General features: G+C 54.8%; 21 protein-coding genes. 8 read left to right on the forward strand and 13 right to left on the reverse strand.

What is annotated here, in order from left to right; genetic code table 11:
* Window positions 1-73: 73 nt before the first annotated feature.
* From DSD31_RS23350 to ytfE, 4 genes are all read left to right on the forward strand, one after another.
* Window positions 74-922 carry an SDR family oxidoreductase gene (locus DSD31_RS23350; RefSeq protein ID WP_004857148.1) on the forward strand — a complete coding sequence of 283 codons (849 nt, stop codon included), beginning with the start codon at window positions 74-76 and terminating at the stop codon, window positions 920-922.
* Window positions 923-1,002: 80 nt separating this feature from the next.
* Window positions 1,003-1,827 (forward strand): AraC family transcriptional regulator, encoded by an 825-nt coding sequence (locus tag DSD31_RS23355; protein WP_004857147.1) that lies wholly within the window; start codon window positions 1,003-1,005, stop codon window positions 1,825-1,827.
* A gap of 75 nt (window positions 1,828-1,902) precedes the next feature.
* Window positions 1,903-2,877 (forward strand): DMT family transporter, encoded by a 975-nt coding sequence (locus DSD31_RS23360; RefSeq protein WP_004857144.1) that lies wholly within the window; start codon window positions 1,903-1,905, stop codon window positions 2,875-2,877.
* Between the two features lie 82 nt (window positions 2,878-2,959).
* Window positions 2,960-3,622 (forward strand): iron-sulfur cluster repair protein YtfE, encoded by a 663-nt coding sequence (ytfE, locus tag DSD31_RS23365; protein WP_004857139.1) that lies wholly within the window; start codon window positions 2,960-2,962, stop codon window positions 3,620-3,622.
* A gap of 110 nt (window positions 3,623-3,732) precedes the next feature.
* On the opposite strand, the gene cycA is transcribed toward ytfE, so the two are convergent.
* Both cycA and fklB read right to left on the reverse strand, forming a co-directional pair.
* A complete protein-coding gene (gene cycA, locus DSD31_RS23370; RefSeq protein WP_004857136.1) occupies window positions 3,733-5,136 on the reverse strand; it encodes a D-serine/D-alanine/glycine transporter in 1,404 nt (467 codons plus the stop codon).
* Between the two features lie 306 nt (window positions 5,137-5,442).
* A complete protein-coding gene (gene fklB, locus DSD31_RS23375; RefSeq protein WP_015585317.1) occupies window positions 5,443-6,063 on the reverse strand; it encodes an FKBP-type peptidyl-prolyl cis-trans isomerase in 621 nt (206 codons plus the stop codon).
* Window positions 6,064-6,419: 356 nt separating this feature from the next.
* Here fklB and DSD31_RS23385 point away from each other — a divergent pair, with 356 nt between their 5' ends.
* On the forward strand, window positions 6,420-7,076 hold the full coding sequence (locus DSD31_RS23385; protein WP_046853214.1) for a LysM-like peptidoglycan-binding domain-containing protein: 657 nt from the start codon (window positions 6,420-6,422) through the stop codon (window positions 7,074-7,076).
* A gap of 256 nt (window positions 7,077-7,332) precedes the next feature.
* On the opposite strand, the gene rplI is transcribed toward DSD31_RS23385, so the two are convergent.
* The 4 genes from rplI to rpsF are packed head-to-tail and all read right to left on the reverse strand — an operon-like array spanning window position 7,333 to window position 8,771.
* Complete coding sequence (gene rplI, locus DSD31_RS23390) at window positions 7,333-7,782, reverse strand: 50S ribosomal protein L9 (RefSeq protein WP_004857125.1); 450 nt, start codon at window positions 7,780-7,782, stop codon at window positions 7,333-7,335.
* 41 nt (window positions 7,783-7,823) lie between these two features.
* Window positions 7,824-8,051 carry a 30S ribosomal protein S18 gene (gene rpsR / locus DSD31_RS23395; RefSeq protein WP_000135199.1) on the reverse strand — a complete coding sequence of 76 codons (228 nt, stop codon included), beginning with the start codon at window positions 8,049-8,051 and terminating at the stop codon, window positions 7,824-7,826.
* Window positions 8,052-8,055: 4 nt separating this feature from the next.
* A complete protein-coding gene (gene priB, locus DSD31_RS23400) occupies window positions 8,056-8,370 on the reverse strand; it encodes a primosomal replication protein N (protein ID WP_004857121.1) in 315 nt (104 codons plus the stop codon).
* Window positions 8,371-8,375: 5 nt separating this feature from the next.
* Window positions 8,376-8,771 carry a 30S ribosomal protein S6 gene (gene rpsF, locus DSD31_RS23405; RefSeq protein ID WP_004098001.1) on the reverse strand — a complete coding sequence of 132 codons (396 nt, stop codon included), beginning with the start codon at window positions 8,769-8,771 and terminating at the stop codon, window positions 8,376-8,378.
* 348 nt (window positions 8,772-9,119) lie between these two features.
* On the opposite strand from rpsF, the gene DSD31_RS23410 reads away from it, so the two are divergent.
* Window positions 9,120-9,395, forward strand: a complete 276-nt coding sequence (locus DSD31_RS23410) for a YdgH/BhsA/McbA family protein (RefSeq protein WP_015585318.1) — start codon at window positions 9,120-9,122, stop codon at window positions 9,393-9,395.
* Window positions 9,396-9,539: 144 nt separating this feature from the next.
* Here DSD31_RS23410 and DSD31_RS23415 read toward each other — a convergent pair whose 3' ends face one another.
* Genes DSD31_RS23415 through ulaA form a run of 6 tightly spaced genes read right to left on the reverse strand, consistent with a single transcriptional unit; the run spans window position 9,540 to window position 13,948 of the window.
* Window positions 9,540-10,226 (reverse strand): L-ribulose-5-phosphate 4-epimerase, encoded by a 687-nt coding sequence (locus tag DSD31_RS23415; protein ID WP_004857111.1) that lies wholly within the window; start codon window positions 10,224-10,226, stop codon window positions 9,540-9,542.
* Window positions 10,226-11,080 carry an L-ribulose-5-phosphate 3-epimerase gene (locus DSD31_RS23420; RefSeq protein ID WP_015585319.1) on the reverse strand — a complete coding sequence of 285 codons (855 nt, stop codon included), beginning with the start codon at window positions 11,078-11,080 and terminating at the stop codon, window positions 10,226-10,228. The genes DSD31_RS23415 and DSD31_RS23420 overlap by 1 nt, the downstream gene beginning before the upstream one ends.
* A 9-nt stretch (window positions 11,081-11,089) precedes the next feature.
* Entirely contained in the window at window positions 11,090-11,740 is a 651-nt protein-coding gene (ulaD, locus tag DSD31_RS23425; protein ID WP_015585320.1) for a 3-keto-L-gulonate-6-phosphate decarboxylase UlaD, read from the reverse strand.
* A gap of 12 nt (window positions 11,741-11,752) precedes the next feature.
* Entirely contained in the window at window positions 11,753-12,220 is a 468-nt protein-coding gene (ulaC, locus tag DSD31_RS23430; protein WP_015585321.1) for a PTS ascorbate transporter subunit IIA, read from the reverse strand.
* A 9-nt stretch (window positions 12,221-12,229) separates the two neighbouring features.
* Window positions 12,230-12,535 carry a PTS ascorbate transporter subunit IIB gene (ulaB, locus tag DSD31_RS23435; protein ID WP_004857097.1) on the reverse strand — a complete coding sequence of 102 codons (306 nt, stop codon included), beginning with the start codon at window positions 12,533-12,535 and terminating at the stop codon, window positions 12,230-12,232.
* Between the two features lie 12 nt (window positions 12,536-12,547).
* Window positions 12,548-13,948, reverse strand: a complete 1,401-nt coding sequence (gene ulaA / locus DSD31_RS23440) for a PTS ascorbate transporter subunit IIC (protein ID WP_113991344.1) — start codon at window positions 13,946-13,948, stop codon at window positions 12,548-12,550.
* Window positions 13,949-14,313: 365 nt separating this feature from the next.
* Here ulaA and ulaG point away from each other — a divergent pair, with 365 nt between their 5' ends.
* A complete protein-coding gene (gene ulaG / locus DSD31_RS23445) occupies window positions 14,314-15,378 on the forward strand; it encodes an L-ascorbate 6-phosphate lactonase (protein WP_015585323.1) in 1,065 nt (354 codons plus the stop codon).
* 117 nt (window positions 15,379-15,495) lie between these two features.
* Window positions 15,496-16,251, forward strand: a complete 756-nt coding sequence (gene ulaR, locus DSD31_RS23450) for an HTH-type transcriptional regulator UlaR (RefSeq protein WP_004128109.1) — start codon at window positions 15,496-15,498, stop codon at window positions 16,249-16,251.
* On the opposite strand, the gene yjfP is transcribed toward ulaR, so the two are convergent.
* Window positions 16,248-16,964, reverse strand: a complete 717-nt coding sequence (gene yjfP / locus DSD31_RS23455) for an esterase (protein ID WP_113991345.1) — start codon at window positions 16,962-16,964, stop codon at window positions 16,248-16,250. The genes ulaR and yjfP overlap by 4 nt on opposite strands.
* Window positions 16,965-17,028: the final 64 nt, after the last annotated feature.

Here is a 17,028-nt window from a genome sequence, read left to right on the forward strand (position 1 = left end):
TGTACGTACTTACTAAAAGTTAGTTAAGGTGTTAGCTTACCACAACTGTCACGCAACACGAAGGAGAAGACTGATGATCGCTATTACCGGCGCGACCGGCCAGCTTGGCCACCTCGTCCTACAGAATCTGTTAAAAACCACGGCCGCCAGCCAGATTGTGGCCATTGTGCGTAACCCGGCAAAAGCCGAAGCGCTGAGCCAGCAGGGTATTGTGGTCCGCCAGGCCGATTATACCGACGAAGCGGCATTCACCGCGGCGCTGCAGGGCGTCGATAAACTGCTGCTGATCTCCTCCAGCGAAGTCGGTCAGCGTACCCCGCAACACCGTAACGTCATTCATGCCGCCAAAGCCGCCGGGGTAAAATTTATCGCTTACACCAGCCTGCTGCATGCCGATAAATCGCCGCTTGGCCTGCACGTTGAGCATGTTGAAACCGAGAAAATGCTCGCCGACTCCGGTATCCCTTATGCTCTGCTGCGCAACGGCTGGTACACCGAGAACTATCTCGCCAGCGCGCCGCCGGCGCTTGAGCATGGGGTGTTTATCGGTGCTGCGGGCGACGGAAAAATCGCCTCGGCGACCCGCGCCGATTATGCCGAGGCCGCCGCACGCGTTATCGCTGAAGAGGGCCATGCCGGGAAAGTGTACGAGCTGGCCGGCGATGAAGCCTGGACCCTGAGCGAACTGGCTGCCGCACTGAGCAAGCAGAGCGGTAAAAACGTGGTGTATCAGAACCTGAGCGAAGCCGACTTCGCCGCTGCGCTGAAGAGCGTTGGCCTGCCGGCAGGGCTGGCGGACATGCTCGCTGACTCCGATGTCGGCGCCGCCAAAGGCGGCCTGTTTGACGACAGCCGCACCCTGAGCGCGTTGATTGGTCGCCCGACGACACCGCTGGCTGAGAGCATCAAAGGCATTCTGTAACGGTTACAAAAAGGTTAATTTTTGTAGCTTCCCGGCGGGTCATCCCCAATAATAAAAGGATATCCGTCGGGAGAAACACAATGCAGGGCGTACCGGAACAGTTCAACGATGAGAGAGACAGCGCGCGCTTTCGCCATCCGGCGCAGCTGCCTGGCGTTGAGTTGTACCATGCCCATATCTCCCGCTACGCCTTCGAACCCCATACCCATGAAGCCTTCGGCATCGGTGCAATTGAGCTCGGCGCCGAGCGTTTTCGCTATCGCGGTAGCCAGTACGTCGCTCCGGTTAACTCCATCGTTACCATGAACCCTGACGAACTGCACACCGGAGAAGCGGCCACCGCCGACGGCTGGCGCTACCGTATGGTCTATCTGGAACCGCAGATGCTGGAAGAGGTCACCGGCGTGCGCCACTGGTGGTTCAGTGAGGTGGTTCGTCAGGATCCGCAGCGCTCGCAGCGGCTCTGTCAGCTTATTTATGGCTTATGGCATACCGACGATCCGCTGGCTCAACAGGGTCTGTTGCTCGACGTGATTGATACCTTCCGCCCGCTGGCCCATCACGCCCCGGTTATCGCGGAAGCCACCCACCGTTTCGAGCGCGTGCGCGATTATCTGCATGACAACTATATGCACGCCGTCTCCCTTGATGAGCTGGCGCAGGTTGCCTCCCTGAGCCCGTACCACTTTCAGCGCCAGTTTAAGGCGCATTTCCACGTCACGCCCCATCAGATGCTGATGGCCATTCGCCTGTGGCGCGCCAAAGCCTTCCTCACCCACGGAATGCCCGCTGCCGAAGTGGCCGCCGCCAGCGGTCTGACCGATCAGTCACACCTGACCCGCGCCTTTACCCGCCGCTATGGCATCACCCCGGTGCGCTATCAAAAGCAGGTCGCCCGGCGCTAATGCGCAATCTCATACAATATTCCCGACGCGGCCTCTTCTACACTTTAGCCAACTGAAACCGGTACGGATGGCGTGATGATTAGTGGTGTGTTGTATGCCCTGCTGGCGGGGATGATGTGGGGGTTAATATTCGTCGGCCCGGTGCTGGTGCCGGAATACCCGGCGGTACTGCAATCCATGGGACGCTATCTGGCGCTGGGGTTGATTGCCCTGCCGCTGGCGTGGCTCGGTCGCGCGCGACTGCGGCAGCTTTCCGGGCAAGACTGGTGGACGGCGCTAGGGCTGACCATGATGGGCAACCTGATCTATTACGTTTGTCTCGCCAGCGCCATTCAGCGCACCGGCGCGCCGGTATCGACGATGATTATCGGCACGCTTCCGGTCGTGCTGCCGGTGATGGCTAACCTGCTCTACAGCCAGCGTGACGGTAAGCTACCGTGGCGACGTCTCTTTCCGGCACTCTCCTGTATCGCTGTCGGCCTGGTGTGCGTCAATATTGCCGAACTGCGCCAGGGACTGCCCAATTTCAGTATCTGGCGCTACGGTTCCGGTATTGGTCTGGCGCTGGTATCGGTGGCCTGCTGGGCCTGGTACGCGTTGCGCAATGCGCGCTGGCTGCGGGAAAACCCGGATAAGCATCCGATGATGTGGGCGACGGCGCAGGCGCTGGTGACGCTACCGGTCTCGCTGGCCGGTTATCTGATTGCCTGCGGATGGCTGCATGCTCAGCAGGTCGACTTCCCGCTTCCCTTTGGCCCGCGCCCCCTGCTCTTCGTAACGCTGATGCTGGCCATTGCCGTCCTCTGCTCCTGGGTCGGCGCATTGTGCTGGAATATCGCCAGCCAGAAGCTGCCAACGGTCATTCTCGGGCCGCTCATCGTCTTCGAAACGCTGGCGGGCCTGCTGTATACCTTCCTGTTACGACAAAGCATGCCACCGCTGCTGACGCTCAGCGGCATCCTGCTACTGGTTGTTGGCGTGGTCTACGCGGTCTGTTCCCGACCACAAAAACCGGTGGTCGTGGAGCGGGTCTGCGAGAATAAAAAATAGCCTGGTATCCGAAAGGGGTATTCCCTTGCCCATAAGATGCATTTAATATACATCTTATATTTTTAAAGACGAGGTATTCGCTATGGCTTTTCGTGACCAACCTTTAGGCGAGCTGGCGCTGACGATTCCGCGCGCCTCCGCGCTATTCCGTAAATACGATATGGACTACTGCTGCGGCGGCAAACAGACGCTGGAACGCGCCGCATCGCGCAAGGAGCTGGACGTCGCGGCGATCGAAGCCGAACTGGCCAGACTGGCGGAAGAGCCGGTAGAGAAAGACTGGCGTAGCGCACCGTATGCCGAAATCATCGACCATATCATCGTTCGCTACCACGATCGCCATCGCGAACAGCTGCCGGAGCTTATCCTGCAGGCGACCAAAGTTGAACGAGTGCATGCCGATAAGCCCAACGTGCCGAACGGCTTAGCCAAATACCTGACCATGCTGCATCAGGAGCTCTCCAGCCACATGATGAAAGAGGAACAGATCCTGTTCCCGATGATCAAACAGGGCATGGGGACTCAGGCCGCCGGCCCTATCAGCGTCATGGAAAGCGAACACGACGAAGCGGGCGAGCTGCTGGAAGTGATTAAGCATGTCACCAACAATGTCACCCCGCCGCCGGAAGCCTGCACCACGTGGAAAGCGATGTACAACGGCATTAACCAACTGATCGACGATCTGATGGAACATATCAGCCTGGAGAACAACGTTCTGTTTCCGCGTGCCCTCGCCGGAAAATAAAAAAGGCGCCCGCAGGCGCCTCGACATTGTCAGTCTTATTGGCCACCCCGGTGGCCTTTTTTTATGACGGGCCGTTGCAAGCAACGTTAAAAATCTTTGCCGAAGATTTTTTATTTCGCCAGACGCTTCTTACCGGCAAAGAACCAACCTGCCGCCAGCAGAACAAACCACAGCGGGGTGACGATCAGCGCTTCGCGCGTGTCGGCTTCCAGCGTCAACAGCACCAGCACGAAGACGAAGAACGCCATACAGACCCAGCACATCAGCTTACCCAGCGGCATCTTATATTTGGACTGCTCATGCAGATGCGGACGCTTTTTACGGTAGACCAGGTACGAGCACAGAATAATGGTCCAGACGAACATAAACAGGATCGCCGATACCGTGGTAATCATGGTGAAGGCGGCAATCACGCTCGGGTTCACCATCAGCATCACCACGCCGCCCAGCAGGCACATACAGGAGAAGGTCAGCCCTTTCGCCGGTACCGCACGTTTCGACAGCTTGGCAAACATCGACGGCGCCTGACCATCCTGCGCCAGACCGAACAGCATACGGCTGGTTGAGAACACGCCGCTGTTAGCCGAAGAGGCGGCCGAAGTCAGCACCACAAAGTTAATCAGGCTGGCCGCCGCCGGCAGGCCCACCAGGACAAACAGTTCGACGAACGGACTCTTGGTCGGCACCACGGAGCTCCACGGCGTCACCGACATAATCACGATCAGGGCGAAGACGTAGAACATAATAATACGCAGCGGGATAGAGTTAATCGCGCGCGGCAGGGATTTTTCCGGATCTTTGGTTTCTGCAGCGGTGGTCCCTACCAGCTCAATACCGACGAATGCGAAGACCGCGATCTGGAAGCCGGCAAAGAATCCGCTGATACCTTTCGGGAACCAGCCGCCGTCATTCCACAGATGGGCAAAAGACGCCTCCACGCCGGTCGGCGATTTGAAATGCATCATCACCATCACCAGGCCGACCACAATCAGCGCCACAATGGCGACGATTTTGATCATTGCGAACCAGAACTCCATCTCACCGAACATTTTCACGGTGGCAAGGTTAAGGCTCAGCAGCAGCAGGATCACCGCCAGCGAAGCGACCCAATCGGAAAGTCCAGGGAACCAGAACTGGGCGTAGGCGGTAATCGCCACCACGTCGGCCATCCCGGTCACAACCCAGCAGAACCAGTAGGTCCAACCGGTAAAATAGCCGGCCCACGGCCCCAGAAGGTCGGCGGCAAAATCACTGAACGATTTATATTCCAGATTCGACAGCAGTAATTCGCCCATCGCGCGCATCACGAAAAACAGCATAAAGCCGATAATCATATAAACAAAAATAATGGATGGCCCGGCGAGGCTGATGGTTTTGCCGGATCCCATAAACAGCCCCGTCCCGATGGCGCCACCAATGGCAATGAGCTGAATATGTCGATTCGTGAGATTTCGCCGTAGCGATTGTTCAGTCGGAGCCTGCTCTTCGGCAGCGACTTTAACCTGATCTACCATGTGATTTTCTTCCTGTTGTACCTGTCTGTGTTGTTCAGGCTCTGATGGCCCGTCATTTGTCATTACCCTGAAAAAGGGTTTATCGATATTAGGTAAGAATCAGAGGGATGAATACTATGATTTAGATATAATGTTAATTTTATGTTTAAAGTGAGTGTTATATCACTCCTGCAGCGCGAAACAGCTCACAAAAATACACTTAAAAAGCCTGAGAGCAACATAAAATTCCAACAAATTCCTAACTTAAGTATTTTGCGCTATTTTTAGTCGCTCCCTCCCCCTTAAGGGAGAGGAAGCACCTGCTGATTAGATAATATCCAGCAGTTCGACTTCAAAGATCAGGGTGCTGAACGGAGGAATAGAAGCACCGGCGCCGCGCTCACCATAGGCCAGGTTGTGCGGAATAGTCAGTTCCCATTTGGAACCCACCGGCATCAGGGTCAGCGCTTCAATCCAGCCGCCGATCACGCCGGTCACCGGGAACTCAGCCGGTTCGCCACGGGCCACGGAGCTGTCAAATACGGTACCGTCGATCAGTTTACCGGTGTAATGCACGCGGACGCGGTCGGTACGCGCCGGGATCGCGCCTTCACCCTGGGTCAGAACGCGGAACTGCAGACCGGATTCGGTGCTGTTCACGCCTTCACGCTCGCGGTTTTCATCCAGGTATTTCTGGCCATCGGCCGCCATCTCCTGGAAACGCTCGCGACGTACCGCGTCAGCGCGTTCGTGGATTTCACGCAGCGCGCGGTGAACGGCTTCCACCGGCACCTGCGGCTGATTGCCTTCCAGCGCATCGGCAATGCCGGCAACCAGTGCTTCAGGCAGCAGCCCCTGCAGGCCGGATTCGCTCAGCTGTTGTCCAACCTGCAAGCCGATGCCGTAACTTGCCTGCGCTTCAATAGTGTCAAAAGTCGGGGTTGCCATCTTCTTTCCTTATTTTTCGGGGGGGAAATTTCATACTCGACGGATTCCAGATAGCAAGAAGGCGGCATGCGGATGATTCACCGGCAGGACAGGCCACAGTGTGGTCAGTGCAGGCAGGCGCAGCCAGCGCATCAGCAACTCGAAGCGCGACGAGCATAAAGTGGTGGGCAGCATATCAGCCATCGTCCGATGGGTAAAACTTTGTCGCGGAGATGATGACAAATCTGAGGGAAACAGAAACAATAGGAGATATCAGGTTAACCTCACGAAACATATCTTTGTCTCGGCCATCAGGAAGTTAGCCATCTATACTCTACGGAGAGCAGGATAAAAATATGCGGAGCAGGAGGAAAGCCATGCCCGGGCGCTTTGACATCACACCTACCCTGGCGAAGATCTGGCACGCCCCGGATCATATTCGCATTATGGATCCGCTGCCGCCCATGCATCGCCGGGGCATCATTGCCGGCGCGTTGCTGGTGATTATCGGCATACTGCTCCCGTCAGAGGAGAGCAGCAGCCCGGTACAAAGTGGCCGCGAAGCCAATATCGACCTGCAATCGCAGTCCCAGCCGCAATCTTCCCAACAGGCCATGCCGCTGCCACCGATTACCACTACGCCGACGGTGAATGACGCCGATCAGATGGCGCCGGTGGCGCCGGAGCCGGTTCAGGACGAACCGGTGGATCAGGGACAAAGCCAGGCCTACTCTCAGCCGCAGCAGCAGCAGTCGGCACCGGGAATTGAGCAGCAGTGGCGTACCTATCGCATAGAAGCGGGTAAAACCCTGGCCCAGCTGTTCCGCGATCATAATCTGCCGCCAACCGACGTCTATGCGATGGCCCAGGTAGAAGGTCCGGGCAAACCGCTCAGTTCGCTGCAAACCGGGCAGACGGTGCAAATTCGCCAGAATGCGAATGGCGTGGTGACCGGCCTGACAATTGATACCGGCGGCGGACAGCAGGTGCTGTTTACCCGTCAGGCGAACGGCAGTTTTATTCGCGCGCGCTAATCGCCGTAAAGAATCCACGGGTCATGCCGGGTATCACGCCCGGCCTGCGCAAAGGCGCCCCGTCTCCTTCCCGTGCCCTTTTTCCCGCTTCATTTGGTACCGCGTCGCGTCCGCTCATACCAACGCCTCCCACTCAAAGGATTGGTCATTGACGGCCTGATATTGCAATTGTGTCAGGAGAGAACCACAGAAGGGGAATGCAGAAAAGCAAAACGCCGGCACAAGGCCGGCGTCTCGACGCGAACTGAGTAAAAAATTACTCAGCTACAACGTTAACAACCAGTTTCGCGAAGACTTCGCTGTGAACCTGGAAGTCCACTTCGTGCTCACCGGTGGTGCGCAGAACGCCGTTCGGCAGACGAACTTCGCTCTTAGCAACAGCAACGCCAGCTGCAGTTACAGCGTCAGCGATGTCGCGGGTACCGATGGAACCGAACAGTTTACCTTCGTCGCCAGATTTAGACGCGATGGTAACGGTGCCCAGTGCGTTGATTGCTTCAGCACGTGCGTTAGCAGCGGCCAGAACGTCAGCCAGTTTGGCTTCCAGTTCAGCGCGGCGCGCTTCGAAGAACTCAACGTTTTTCTTGGTAGCAGGAACAGCTTTGCCCTGTGGTACCAGGAAGTTACGAGCATAGCCCGCTTTAACGTTAACCTGATCACCCAGGCTACCGAGGTTTGCTACTTTATCAAGCAGAATAACTTGCATTACCTTATCCTCTCAAAGTCGTATTAATGGACCGTGACCGATTACTGATGACGATCAGTGTACGGCAGCAGGGACAGGTAGCGTGCGCGTTTGATAGCGCGAGCCAGCTGACGCTGATATTTTGCACGGGTACCGGTGATACGGCTTGGGACAATCTTACCGCTTTCGGTGATGTAGTTTTTCAGCGTTGCGATATCTTTATAGTCGATCTCTTGAACGCCTTCCGCGGTGAAACGGCAGAACTTGCGACGACGGAAATAACGTGCCATTTGGCTAGTCTCCAGAATCTATCAATTCAATCTGCTCGGCATGCAGAACCATTTTGCTCAGGCCGTTCTTTGCCTTGTGGCAAGAGATGAACCCCTGAACGGTCACTGCGCTACCGACCGTTATACTGTGAGTAATGGCCTGGTTCTCGTGTCCGCTAATAATCACGGGCATTTGACACCATGCCTGCCGGTGAAAACCGGCTTCCTCCTGCACTGAACGATGCTCAAGCACGAACTGGCAGTGTGGAATTCCTGACGGGCTGACCTTACGAAGTGGCGTCCTGCAAACAATGCCGGACAGCTCCAGACGATTGGTCATCAGGATTACTCTTCAGAATCCCCAGCTTCAGAATCATCTGCGGTTTCGTTTGCGAAATCTTCGCGACGCTCACGGCGCTCGTCTTTCGCTTTAACCATCGGAGATGCTTCGGTAACAGCGTGCTTAGTACGCATTACCATGCTGCGGATAACGGCGTCGTTGAAGCGGAAGTTAGTTTCCAGCTCATCGATCGCTTCCTGCGGAGCTTCAACGTTCAGCAGAACGTAGTGAGCTTTGTGCAGTTTGTTGATCGGGTAAGCCAGCTGACGGCGGCCCCAGTCTTCCAGACGGTGGATCGTACCTTCTGCTGCAGTGATTGCACCAGTGTAACGTTCGATCATACCCGGAACCTGTTCGCTCTGGTCAGGATGGACCATAAAAACGATTTCGTAATGACGCATCGAATTGCTCCTTACGGATTATTCAGCCTCCTGTCTGGGTCAGCCGCGGCCCATGGAGGCAAGGAACGTGTTAAAGGGCGGCCGAAAAATTGACGCGTCATTCTACTTTCGCCGCCCCTTTAAGACAAGCAAATTGCGCAAATAATTCGCACTAACGGTAAAGCCGCGCTAAGTCAGTGATTTAAAATTAATCAACGGCACCAGCGACACTTTTTTGAACAACTTCATCAGAAATGGTCGCGATACCCACGGTAGCCAGAGATTACACTTATATCAGAGCTATCGGTAACCCAGGAGGATCCCGGATTTAACGCCAGCATGGCCGACAGAACGTCAGGAGCGTAGAGTATGAAATACATCATCATTGCCGCTTTGGCTGCGCTTTTACTGAGCGCCAACGCGCTCGCAGCCATCAAAATCGATGGGCGCCAGGCACGCAACATGGACGATGTGCAGAGCCTGGGCGTTATCTATATCAACCATAATATGGCGACTGAGCAAGAGGCCGATCGGGCACTTAATCAGCTGAGCGATGCGCAAGGCGCAAAATATTTTCAGCCGATCCTGATTCACGAACCGGAAAGCAACGGCGTGATTCATGCCAGCGCAGCCATTTATCGCTAATAGCCGACTCTTTGACTTCGCCCCGTCACGGGGTGAAGTCTTAATGCCATCGCCTCGACGTTTTCGCCGAAGCGATAGTTTGTCAACGGACGCTTGCTGGCATGCGTTTGCCAGCGATACGAAAATGGCTCCGGAGCACATGACTTACTTTTGCCCGTAATAGGCATTTGGTCCGTGCTTTCGCATAAAGTGTTTGTCCATCAGCCAGCTATCGATCGGCTTGAGCAGCGGATTGATTCCGCGAGCAATCCACGCCATCCGCGCCACTTCTTCCATCACCACCGCGTTATGCACCGCATCGTGCGCATCTTTACCCCAGGTAAAAGGTCCGTGTTGATACACCACAATCCCCGGCGTAAGGAGCGGGTCTATCTCGCCCAGCGTTTCGATGATCACGAGCCCGGTGTTCAGTTCATAAGCCTCTTCGACTTCCCGCGGGCTCAACGCCCTGGTGCAGGGGATATCGCCAAAGAAGTAGTCTGCGTGGGTCGTTCCCAGCGCGGGAATGGCCAGCCCGGCCTGCGCCCAGGCCGTCGCGTGTGTCGAGTGGGTATGCACCACGCCGCCAAGGCTCGGATAGCGGCGATAGAGCGCAAGATGGGTGGCGGTATCGGAAGAAGGACGATACCGTCCTTCCACCACGTTACCCTGCAGATCCACAACCACCATATCGTTCACTTTCATCGTCTCATAGGCCACACCGCCAGGCTTAATTACCACCAGCCCGCGTTCGCGATCGATCGCGCTAACGTTACCCCAGGTAAAGGTCACCAGGCCGTAGCGCGGTAAATCCATGTTGGCTTCAAAAACCTGCTGCTTAATTTTTTGCATTATGCCGCCTCCACCAGCCCGGCACTGGCCATCCGCGCCATCACCCAATCGCGGGCTTTCGCCACCTCCGCTGCCGGATCGTCGGTCGTTTCGCTCCACATTTCAATCAGGTAGGGTCCGCAGTAGCCGGTTTGTTTGAGCGTTTCAAAGCAACGCTCGAAATCAACGACCCCTTCACCAAACGGGACGTTTTTAAAGATGCCGGGTTTAGTATCCTTCACATGTACCGCCACGATATGACCCATCCCGGCCTGTAGCTCCATCTGCACATCGTTATCCCATGCTGACAGGTTGCCGATATCCGGATAGAGCTGGAACCACGGATTATTCAGGTAGTGTGCGTAGCCCAGCGCCTTACTGATCGAGTTCATCAGCGGGTAATCCATAATCTCCATCGCCAGCGTCACCTGCGCGCGGCTCGCCATTTCGACGCTCTCTTTCAGGCCATCCCGGAAACGACGGCGCGTCTCGTTGTTGGCTTCCTGGTAGTAAACGTCATAACCCGCAAGCTGAATCACCCGAATGCCTACATCCTGCGCCAGCTGAATGGCTTTGCGCATAATCTCCAGCCCCTGCGCCCGTACCGCGTCATCTTCGCTACCAAGCGGGAAGCGCCGGTGGGCGCTGAGGCACATAGAGGGCACCCGTACCCCGGTTTCAGCAATCGCATTGACTAGCTCCAGGCGCTGCTCCCGGCTCCAGTCAAGCCGTTCCAGCCGAGCGTCAGTTTCATCCACCGACATTTCGACAAAGTCAAAACCGAGTTTTTTCGCCAGTCGCAAACGATCCAGCCAGCGTCCCCCGGCAGGGAGCGCCTTTTCATAGATGCCGAGCGGAATTTTTTTCGACAACATAACCGCTCCTTAGCCCCATAACTGGGCAATAGAACGTTTAAACTGCCGTGCAGCTTCTACCGGGGAAGCAGCGTCGCGAATGCTGCGACCGGCAATAAAGACGTGAATCGGAATACCCTGGAACAGCGGCAGATCTTCCAGCGCCAGGCCGCCGGTAACGGTGACTTTAAAGCCCATGTCGGACAAGCGCTTGATGGCGCTGATATCCGCCTCCCCCCACGCTACGCCAGCGGCCTGCGCATCGCGGCTACGGTGATAAACCACTTGTTGAATGCCCGCATCGCGCCATTCCTGCGCCTGCTCCCAGGTCCAGTAGCCGGTTAGTTCGATCTGTACATCACCGTTAAATTCTTTCGCCACATCCAGCGCACCTTTGGTGGTGTTGATATCTGCACAGCAGATAACAGTCACCCAGTCGGCATGCGCTTCAAAGCACATCCGAGAGAGAATTTTGCCGGCATCGGCAATTTTGGCGTCCGCCAGCACGATTTTGTGGGGATAGAGTGCTTTCAGGTCGCGCACGGCGCGTACGCCCTCGGCAATACAAAGAATGGTGCCAACTTCGATAATATCCACTTCATCGGCAATCAGGCGTGTCGTTTCATACGCGGAAGACATTGATTGATTATCCAGCGCAACCTGCAACATAGGTAATGACATTTGATGCTCCTTTTAGAAGGCCGCCGTCGTGGCGTTATCAATTAAATTCAGTACTTCCTGCACGGTGCGGCAGGCACGTAAACGGTCGAAATTCGCTTCATCGTCAAACAGATTGACGATCTGCATGATGCCCACCTCCTGATGGGTGTTGGCATCAACGGCCGCCATGGTGATCAGGATGTCGACCGGGTCGTTATCCTCATGGTTGAAAGCCAGTGGCTTCCTCAGCGTGACCAGCGCAAAGCCCGTTTTCTTAACCCCCTCTTCCGGGCGTCCGTGCGGCATCGCCAGACCGGGCGCAATCACAAAGTAGGGCCCATGCTGGGCAACGCCATCCAGAATGGCCTGGTAGTAGCGCGGCTCAACCACGTCAGCCTTCACCAATAAATCAACGCTTAGCTTTACGGCTTCCTGCCAGGTACTGGCATCTGCCTGCAAAAGAATGGAGTTATTCTCGACAAGCGAATCACGTAATTTCATTTGGCGTCCTTACTTCACATCCTGTGGGAAATGTTCTTTGATCACTTCCAGCAGTTTTGGGCCAAAATCCGCAGGCGATAGCATGTTGCGCACGCCGACCACGTATTTGTTGCCGGAGACAGTAATCTCCCCGGCAATATGAGTAGAGGCGATGATGATATCCGCGCCGCTTAATTCACTTTTGTATTCACCCACCGCGCAACTGTTCACTGAGTGATCAATATTTGATTGAGTCAAAAACTGGTCCACTTTCATCTTCATGATCATGGAACTTCCTTGCCCGTTGCCACATACAGCCAGAATACGTACGGTCATAGTCAAAACTCCTTATTGAGCAGAAGCATCTGCCAGTTGTTTTTCCGCGTCCTCTTCAGCACGCAGCGTGCGTCCTGCGAAGAACATATAGGCCAGTGCAATAATGATGATGACGGTCATAAACGCGATACCGATAGAGGCAAAGCCCTGCATCATCGGCGGCGCCAGAATTGACCAGTCCGCCATGCCCATCCAGGCGCTCATACCGGTGAGCTTCACCGCCCAGACGCAGCCGAAAATTTCAATCATCCCCATCACCAGACAAATCTTGAGCGCCGCGCGCCAGCCGCCAAAGTGGTTCGCAAAGACGCCGATAGTCGCGTTCGAGAAGAACATCGGAATAAAGCCCGGAATAATCAGGATGGAAGAACCGAAGCCCACCAGGATAGCGACAGCGATAAGCTGGCCAATGGTGCCCCACATAAAGCCCCAGACAACGGCGTTCGGCGCAAAGCTATAAATCGCCGCACAGTCAATCGCCAGCACGGCACCAGGGATCAGGCGTTGGGAGATCCCGTTGAACGCCTCGGAAAGTTCGGCGACGAACATACGTACGCCCTGAGTGATAATAAAAATAGCGACGGCGAACGAAAAACCAGTTTGCAGGATATACACCGTCCAGTGAGTTTTTCCCGCCATCGCCTGGACGGTGTCGATGCCGAAGGAGAGCAGGATCGCACCAAAGAAAATGGTCATTACAATAGCCGTGGAAACGATGTTGTCGTGGAAAATATTCAGCCAGCCTGGCAGCTTAAGATCTTCAACGCTCTCTTCTTTTTTCCCCAGATAAGGTGCGGCCTTATAAGCAATCCATGAGGCGAACTGCTGCTGATGTCCGATGGAGAATCCGCAGCCGTCGGTAACTTCCTGGGTCGGCTTGTACATCATGTTGGAGGTAATGCCCCAATAGAGAGACACCAGTACCGCCGTGCAGATAATAGTCGTCCACATCGGATACCCGAAGATATAGAAAGAGACGGCAATCAGCCCCGCCTGCTGGAACATGATGTGCCCGGTCAGCATGATGGTGCGAATACCGGTAATGCGCCGCAGCAATACGTAACAAATATTCAGCGCCAGAGCTAACAGCACGGCATAGCCCACCCAGCTGTAGGCCTCCCCCATCCGCTCAATGGTCGCCATCATAGAGGCATAGGTATCGGAGATAGCACCGTTGATGCCGTAAACCTCAGACATTTTCGCGACGACGGGTTTAAAGGTACTGGTCAGAATGCCGGACCCTGCCTGCAACAACATAAAACCGATAATCGTTTTAATCGTACCTTTTACAATCACGCTGGCGCTTTTACGCAGCAGGATATAGCCCAGGCACGTCACGATCCCCAGCAGCAGAGGGGCGTTGGTCATCACCTGATTAAAGAAAACGGTAAAGATGTTGTAGAGAATCTCCATAACACACTCCAGAAGGTGGAATCTCTGAACGCACGCTACGCCCAGGGTTTGTTGTTGCAATCACTCTAATAATCAAAAGTAATCACAACAAGATTATATTTGATTAAGTGTGACACACGCCGCAAATAATCATTCAAACCGTTACCGTATTAATTCTCATTTTCTAAAATCACAAAATAATCAATATAAATCAATTAAATGATGACATGAAGGCATCATGAAACAAGCATTTACCTCCCATTCACCTACCAAAAACATCTCGTAGATGGCGAAATGCAGGATTGCAATCCTGAAAAAATGGTGCCAGTATTTATCAAAATGAATCAACAAATGATTTCTTTTGACAAAACGTGAGGTAAAAATCAATGAGTAAAGTACAAACCATCACCCGCGAGTCATGGATCCTGAATACTTTTCCAGAGTGGGGCAGCTGGCTGAATGAAGAAATTGAACAAGAGCAGGTTGCGCCTGGCACTTTTGCTATGTGGTGGTTGGGTTGTACGGGCATCTGGCTGAAATCCGAAGGCGGAGCCAATATCTGCGTCGATTTCTGGTGCGGTACCGGCAAACAAAGCCACGGGAACCCACTGATGAAAGCAGGCCATCAGATGCAGCGTATGGCAGGCGTTAAGAAGCTCCAGCCAAACCTGCGTACCACTCCGTTTGTACTGGATCCCTTCGCTATTCGCCAGATTGATGCGGTGCTGTCCACACACGATCATAACGATCACATTGATGTAAACGTTGCTGCCGCCGTCATGCAAAACTGTGCGGATGACGTGCCGTTTATCGGCCCGCAAACCTGCGTCGATCTGTGGATTGGCTGGGGCGTCCCGAAAGAGCGCTGCATCGTGATGAAACCGGGCGATGTCGTAAAAATAAAAGATGTTGAAATCCACGCGCTCGACGCTTTTGACCGTACCGCCCTGATAACCTTACCTGCGGCTCAAAAAGCGGCTGGCGTGCTGCCGGACGGAATGGATGAGCGCGCGGTAAACTACTTGTTCAAAACGCCGGGCGGTAATCTGTATCATAGCGGCGATTCTCACTACTCCAACTACTATGCGAAACACGGTAACGAACACCAGATCGACGTGGCGCTGGGGTCCTATGGCGAGAACCCGCGTGGTATCACCGACAAAATGACCAGCGCCGATATCCTGCGCATGGCCGAGTCTCTGAACACCAAAGTAGTCATCCCGTTCCACCACGATATCTGGTCAAATTTCCAGGCTGATCCGCAGGAAATACGCGTTCTGTGGGAGATGAAGAAAGACCGCCTGAAGTATGGCTTTAAGCCTTTCATCTGGCAGGTGGGTGGGAAATTCACCTGGCCACTGGATAAAGACAACTTCGAATACCACTATCCGCGCGGATTCGACGACTGCTTTACCATGGAACCGGACCTGCCTTTCAAGTCATTCCTGTAAGATTCATCCGGCGAGCGGAAGTCCTTGCCCCCTCGCCGGAAATTATCCCGTCAGCATTAGTATTTTCACCTGATTTCAAATATCATCTTTGCTTATCACTTTTAATCGGATTTGCTCATGACGGAAGCGCAAAGACATCAAATTTTACTGGATTTGCTGGCACAAACGGGATTTGTCACCGTGGAGCAGGTGATTTCCCGGCTGGGAATTTCTCCGGCAACGGCACGACGCGATATCAATAAACTCGACGAAAGCGGTAAGCTGAAAAAAGTCCGCAATGGCGCTGAAGCCATCAGCGAGCAGCGCCCGCGCTGGTCGCCGATGAACATTCACCAGGCCCAAAACCACGACGAGAAAGTACGCATTGCGCGGGCGGCTTCGCAACTGGTTAACCCGGGCGAAAGCATCGTCATCAACTGCGGCTCTACCGCATTCCTGCTGGGGCAAGAGCTGTGCGGTAAGCCAGTACAGATCATTACTAACTATCTGCCGCTGGCCAATTACCTGATCGACCAGGAACACGACAGCGTCATCATTATGGGTGGACAGTATAACCGTAGCCACTCCATCACCTTGAGCCCGCAGGGCAGTGAAAATAGCCTGTATGCCGGGCACTGGATGTTCACCAGCGGCAAAGGGCTGACCGCCGAAGGGCTATATAAAACCGATATGCTTACCGCGATGGCCGAGCAAAAAATGCTTAACGTCGTTGGCAAACTCGCGGTGCTGGTAGATAGCAGCAAAGTTGGCGAACGCGCCGGAATGCTGTTCAGCCAGGCCGGGCAAATCGACCTGGTGATTACCGGAAAACAGGCGGATGAAGCGATCCTCAAGCAGCTTGAGGATCAGGGTGTTCAGGTCATTCGCGTTTAAAGGCTGCGCTGAAAAAATGCCACCGTCGCCGCTAACGCCTCCGGCGTTATCCGGTGGCGAACCCCTTTTTGCCAGATGCAGGTCAGGTGAGTATCCAGATCGTTTTGCCGCAGCGCCTGCTGGAGCCTGAAGGTACCTTCAGGCGGCACCACGTCATCTTCCTCGCCGTGCCAGAGCAATAGCGGTCTGTTGGCCAGCGTGCTGAGCTGCTGAGTGACATCCCACTCAGCCAACCGTTCGGCACTGACGGCAGGCGAAGGGAACAGGCTCTGCGAGAGCTGGGTAAAATAGCCGGAGCCCATCAGACAAGCCACGCTTTTTAGTTCCGGATGGTGGGTCATTATTCCCAGCGCCGTCATGCCGCCCATTGATGCCCCGGCGACCGCCAGACGATCCCCTTCAACCCAGCCCTGCCCGATAACCGCCTCGCGCAAGGCCGGAAACTCGGCAAAATTTTGCAGTAAAATCGGCCAGAAGCGCTGCATTCGTCCGCGATCATCGCCATCGTAACGTGCGCCATGCTCTGGCGCATCGGGCATAATGACCCGAAAACCGGCTTCCGCCAGCGCTACGGCGAAGTAGCTGTACACCAGCTTTGAGGAGGTAAAGCCGTGATAAAAGATGATGCAGGGCAATGGCTTATCCAGTGCATACTGCGGGCAGGCATGTAGCACTTCGCCCCCCGCCAGACGACGTATTTCGAGAGCAATCATTGACCATCTCCTTTCACTAAAATGAGGGTATGTCATAGGCTGACATATTCAGCAAGAAACCAGG

This window comes from Klebsiella sp. X13, from assembly GCF_003323835.1.
In the GTDB taxonomy this organism is placed as follows: Bacteria; Pseudomonadota; Gammaproteobacteria; order Enterobacterales; family Enterobacteriaceae; genus Klebsiella; species Klebsiella ornithinolytica.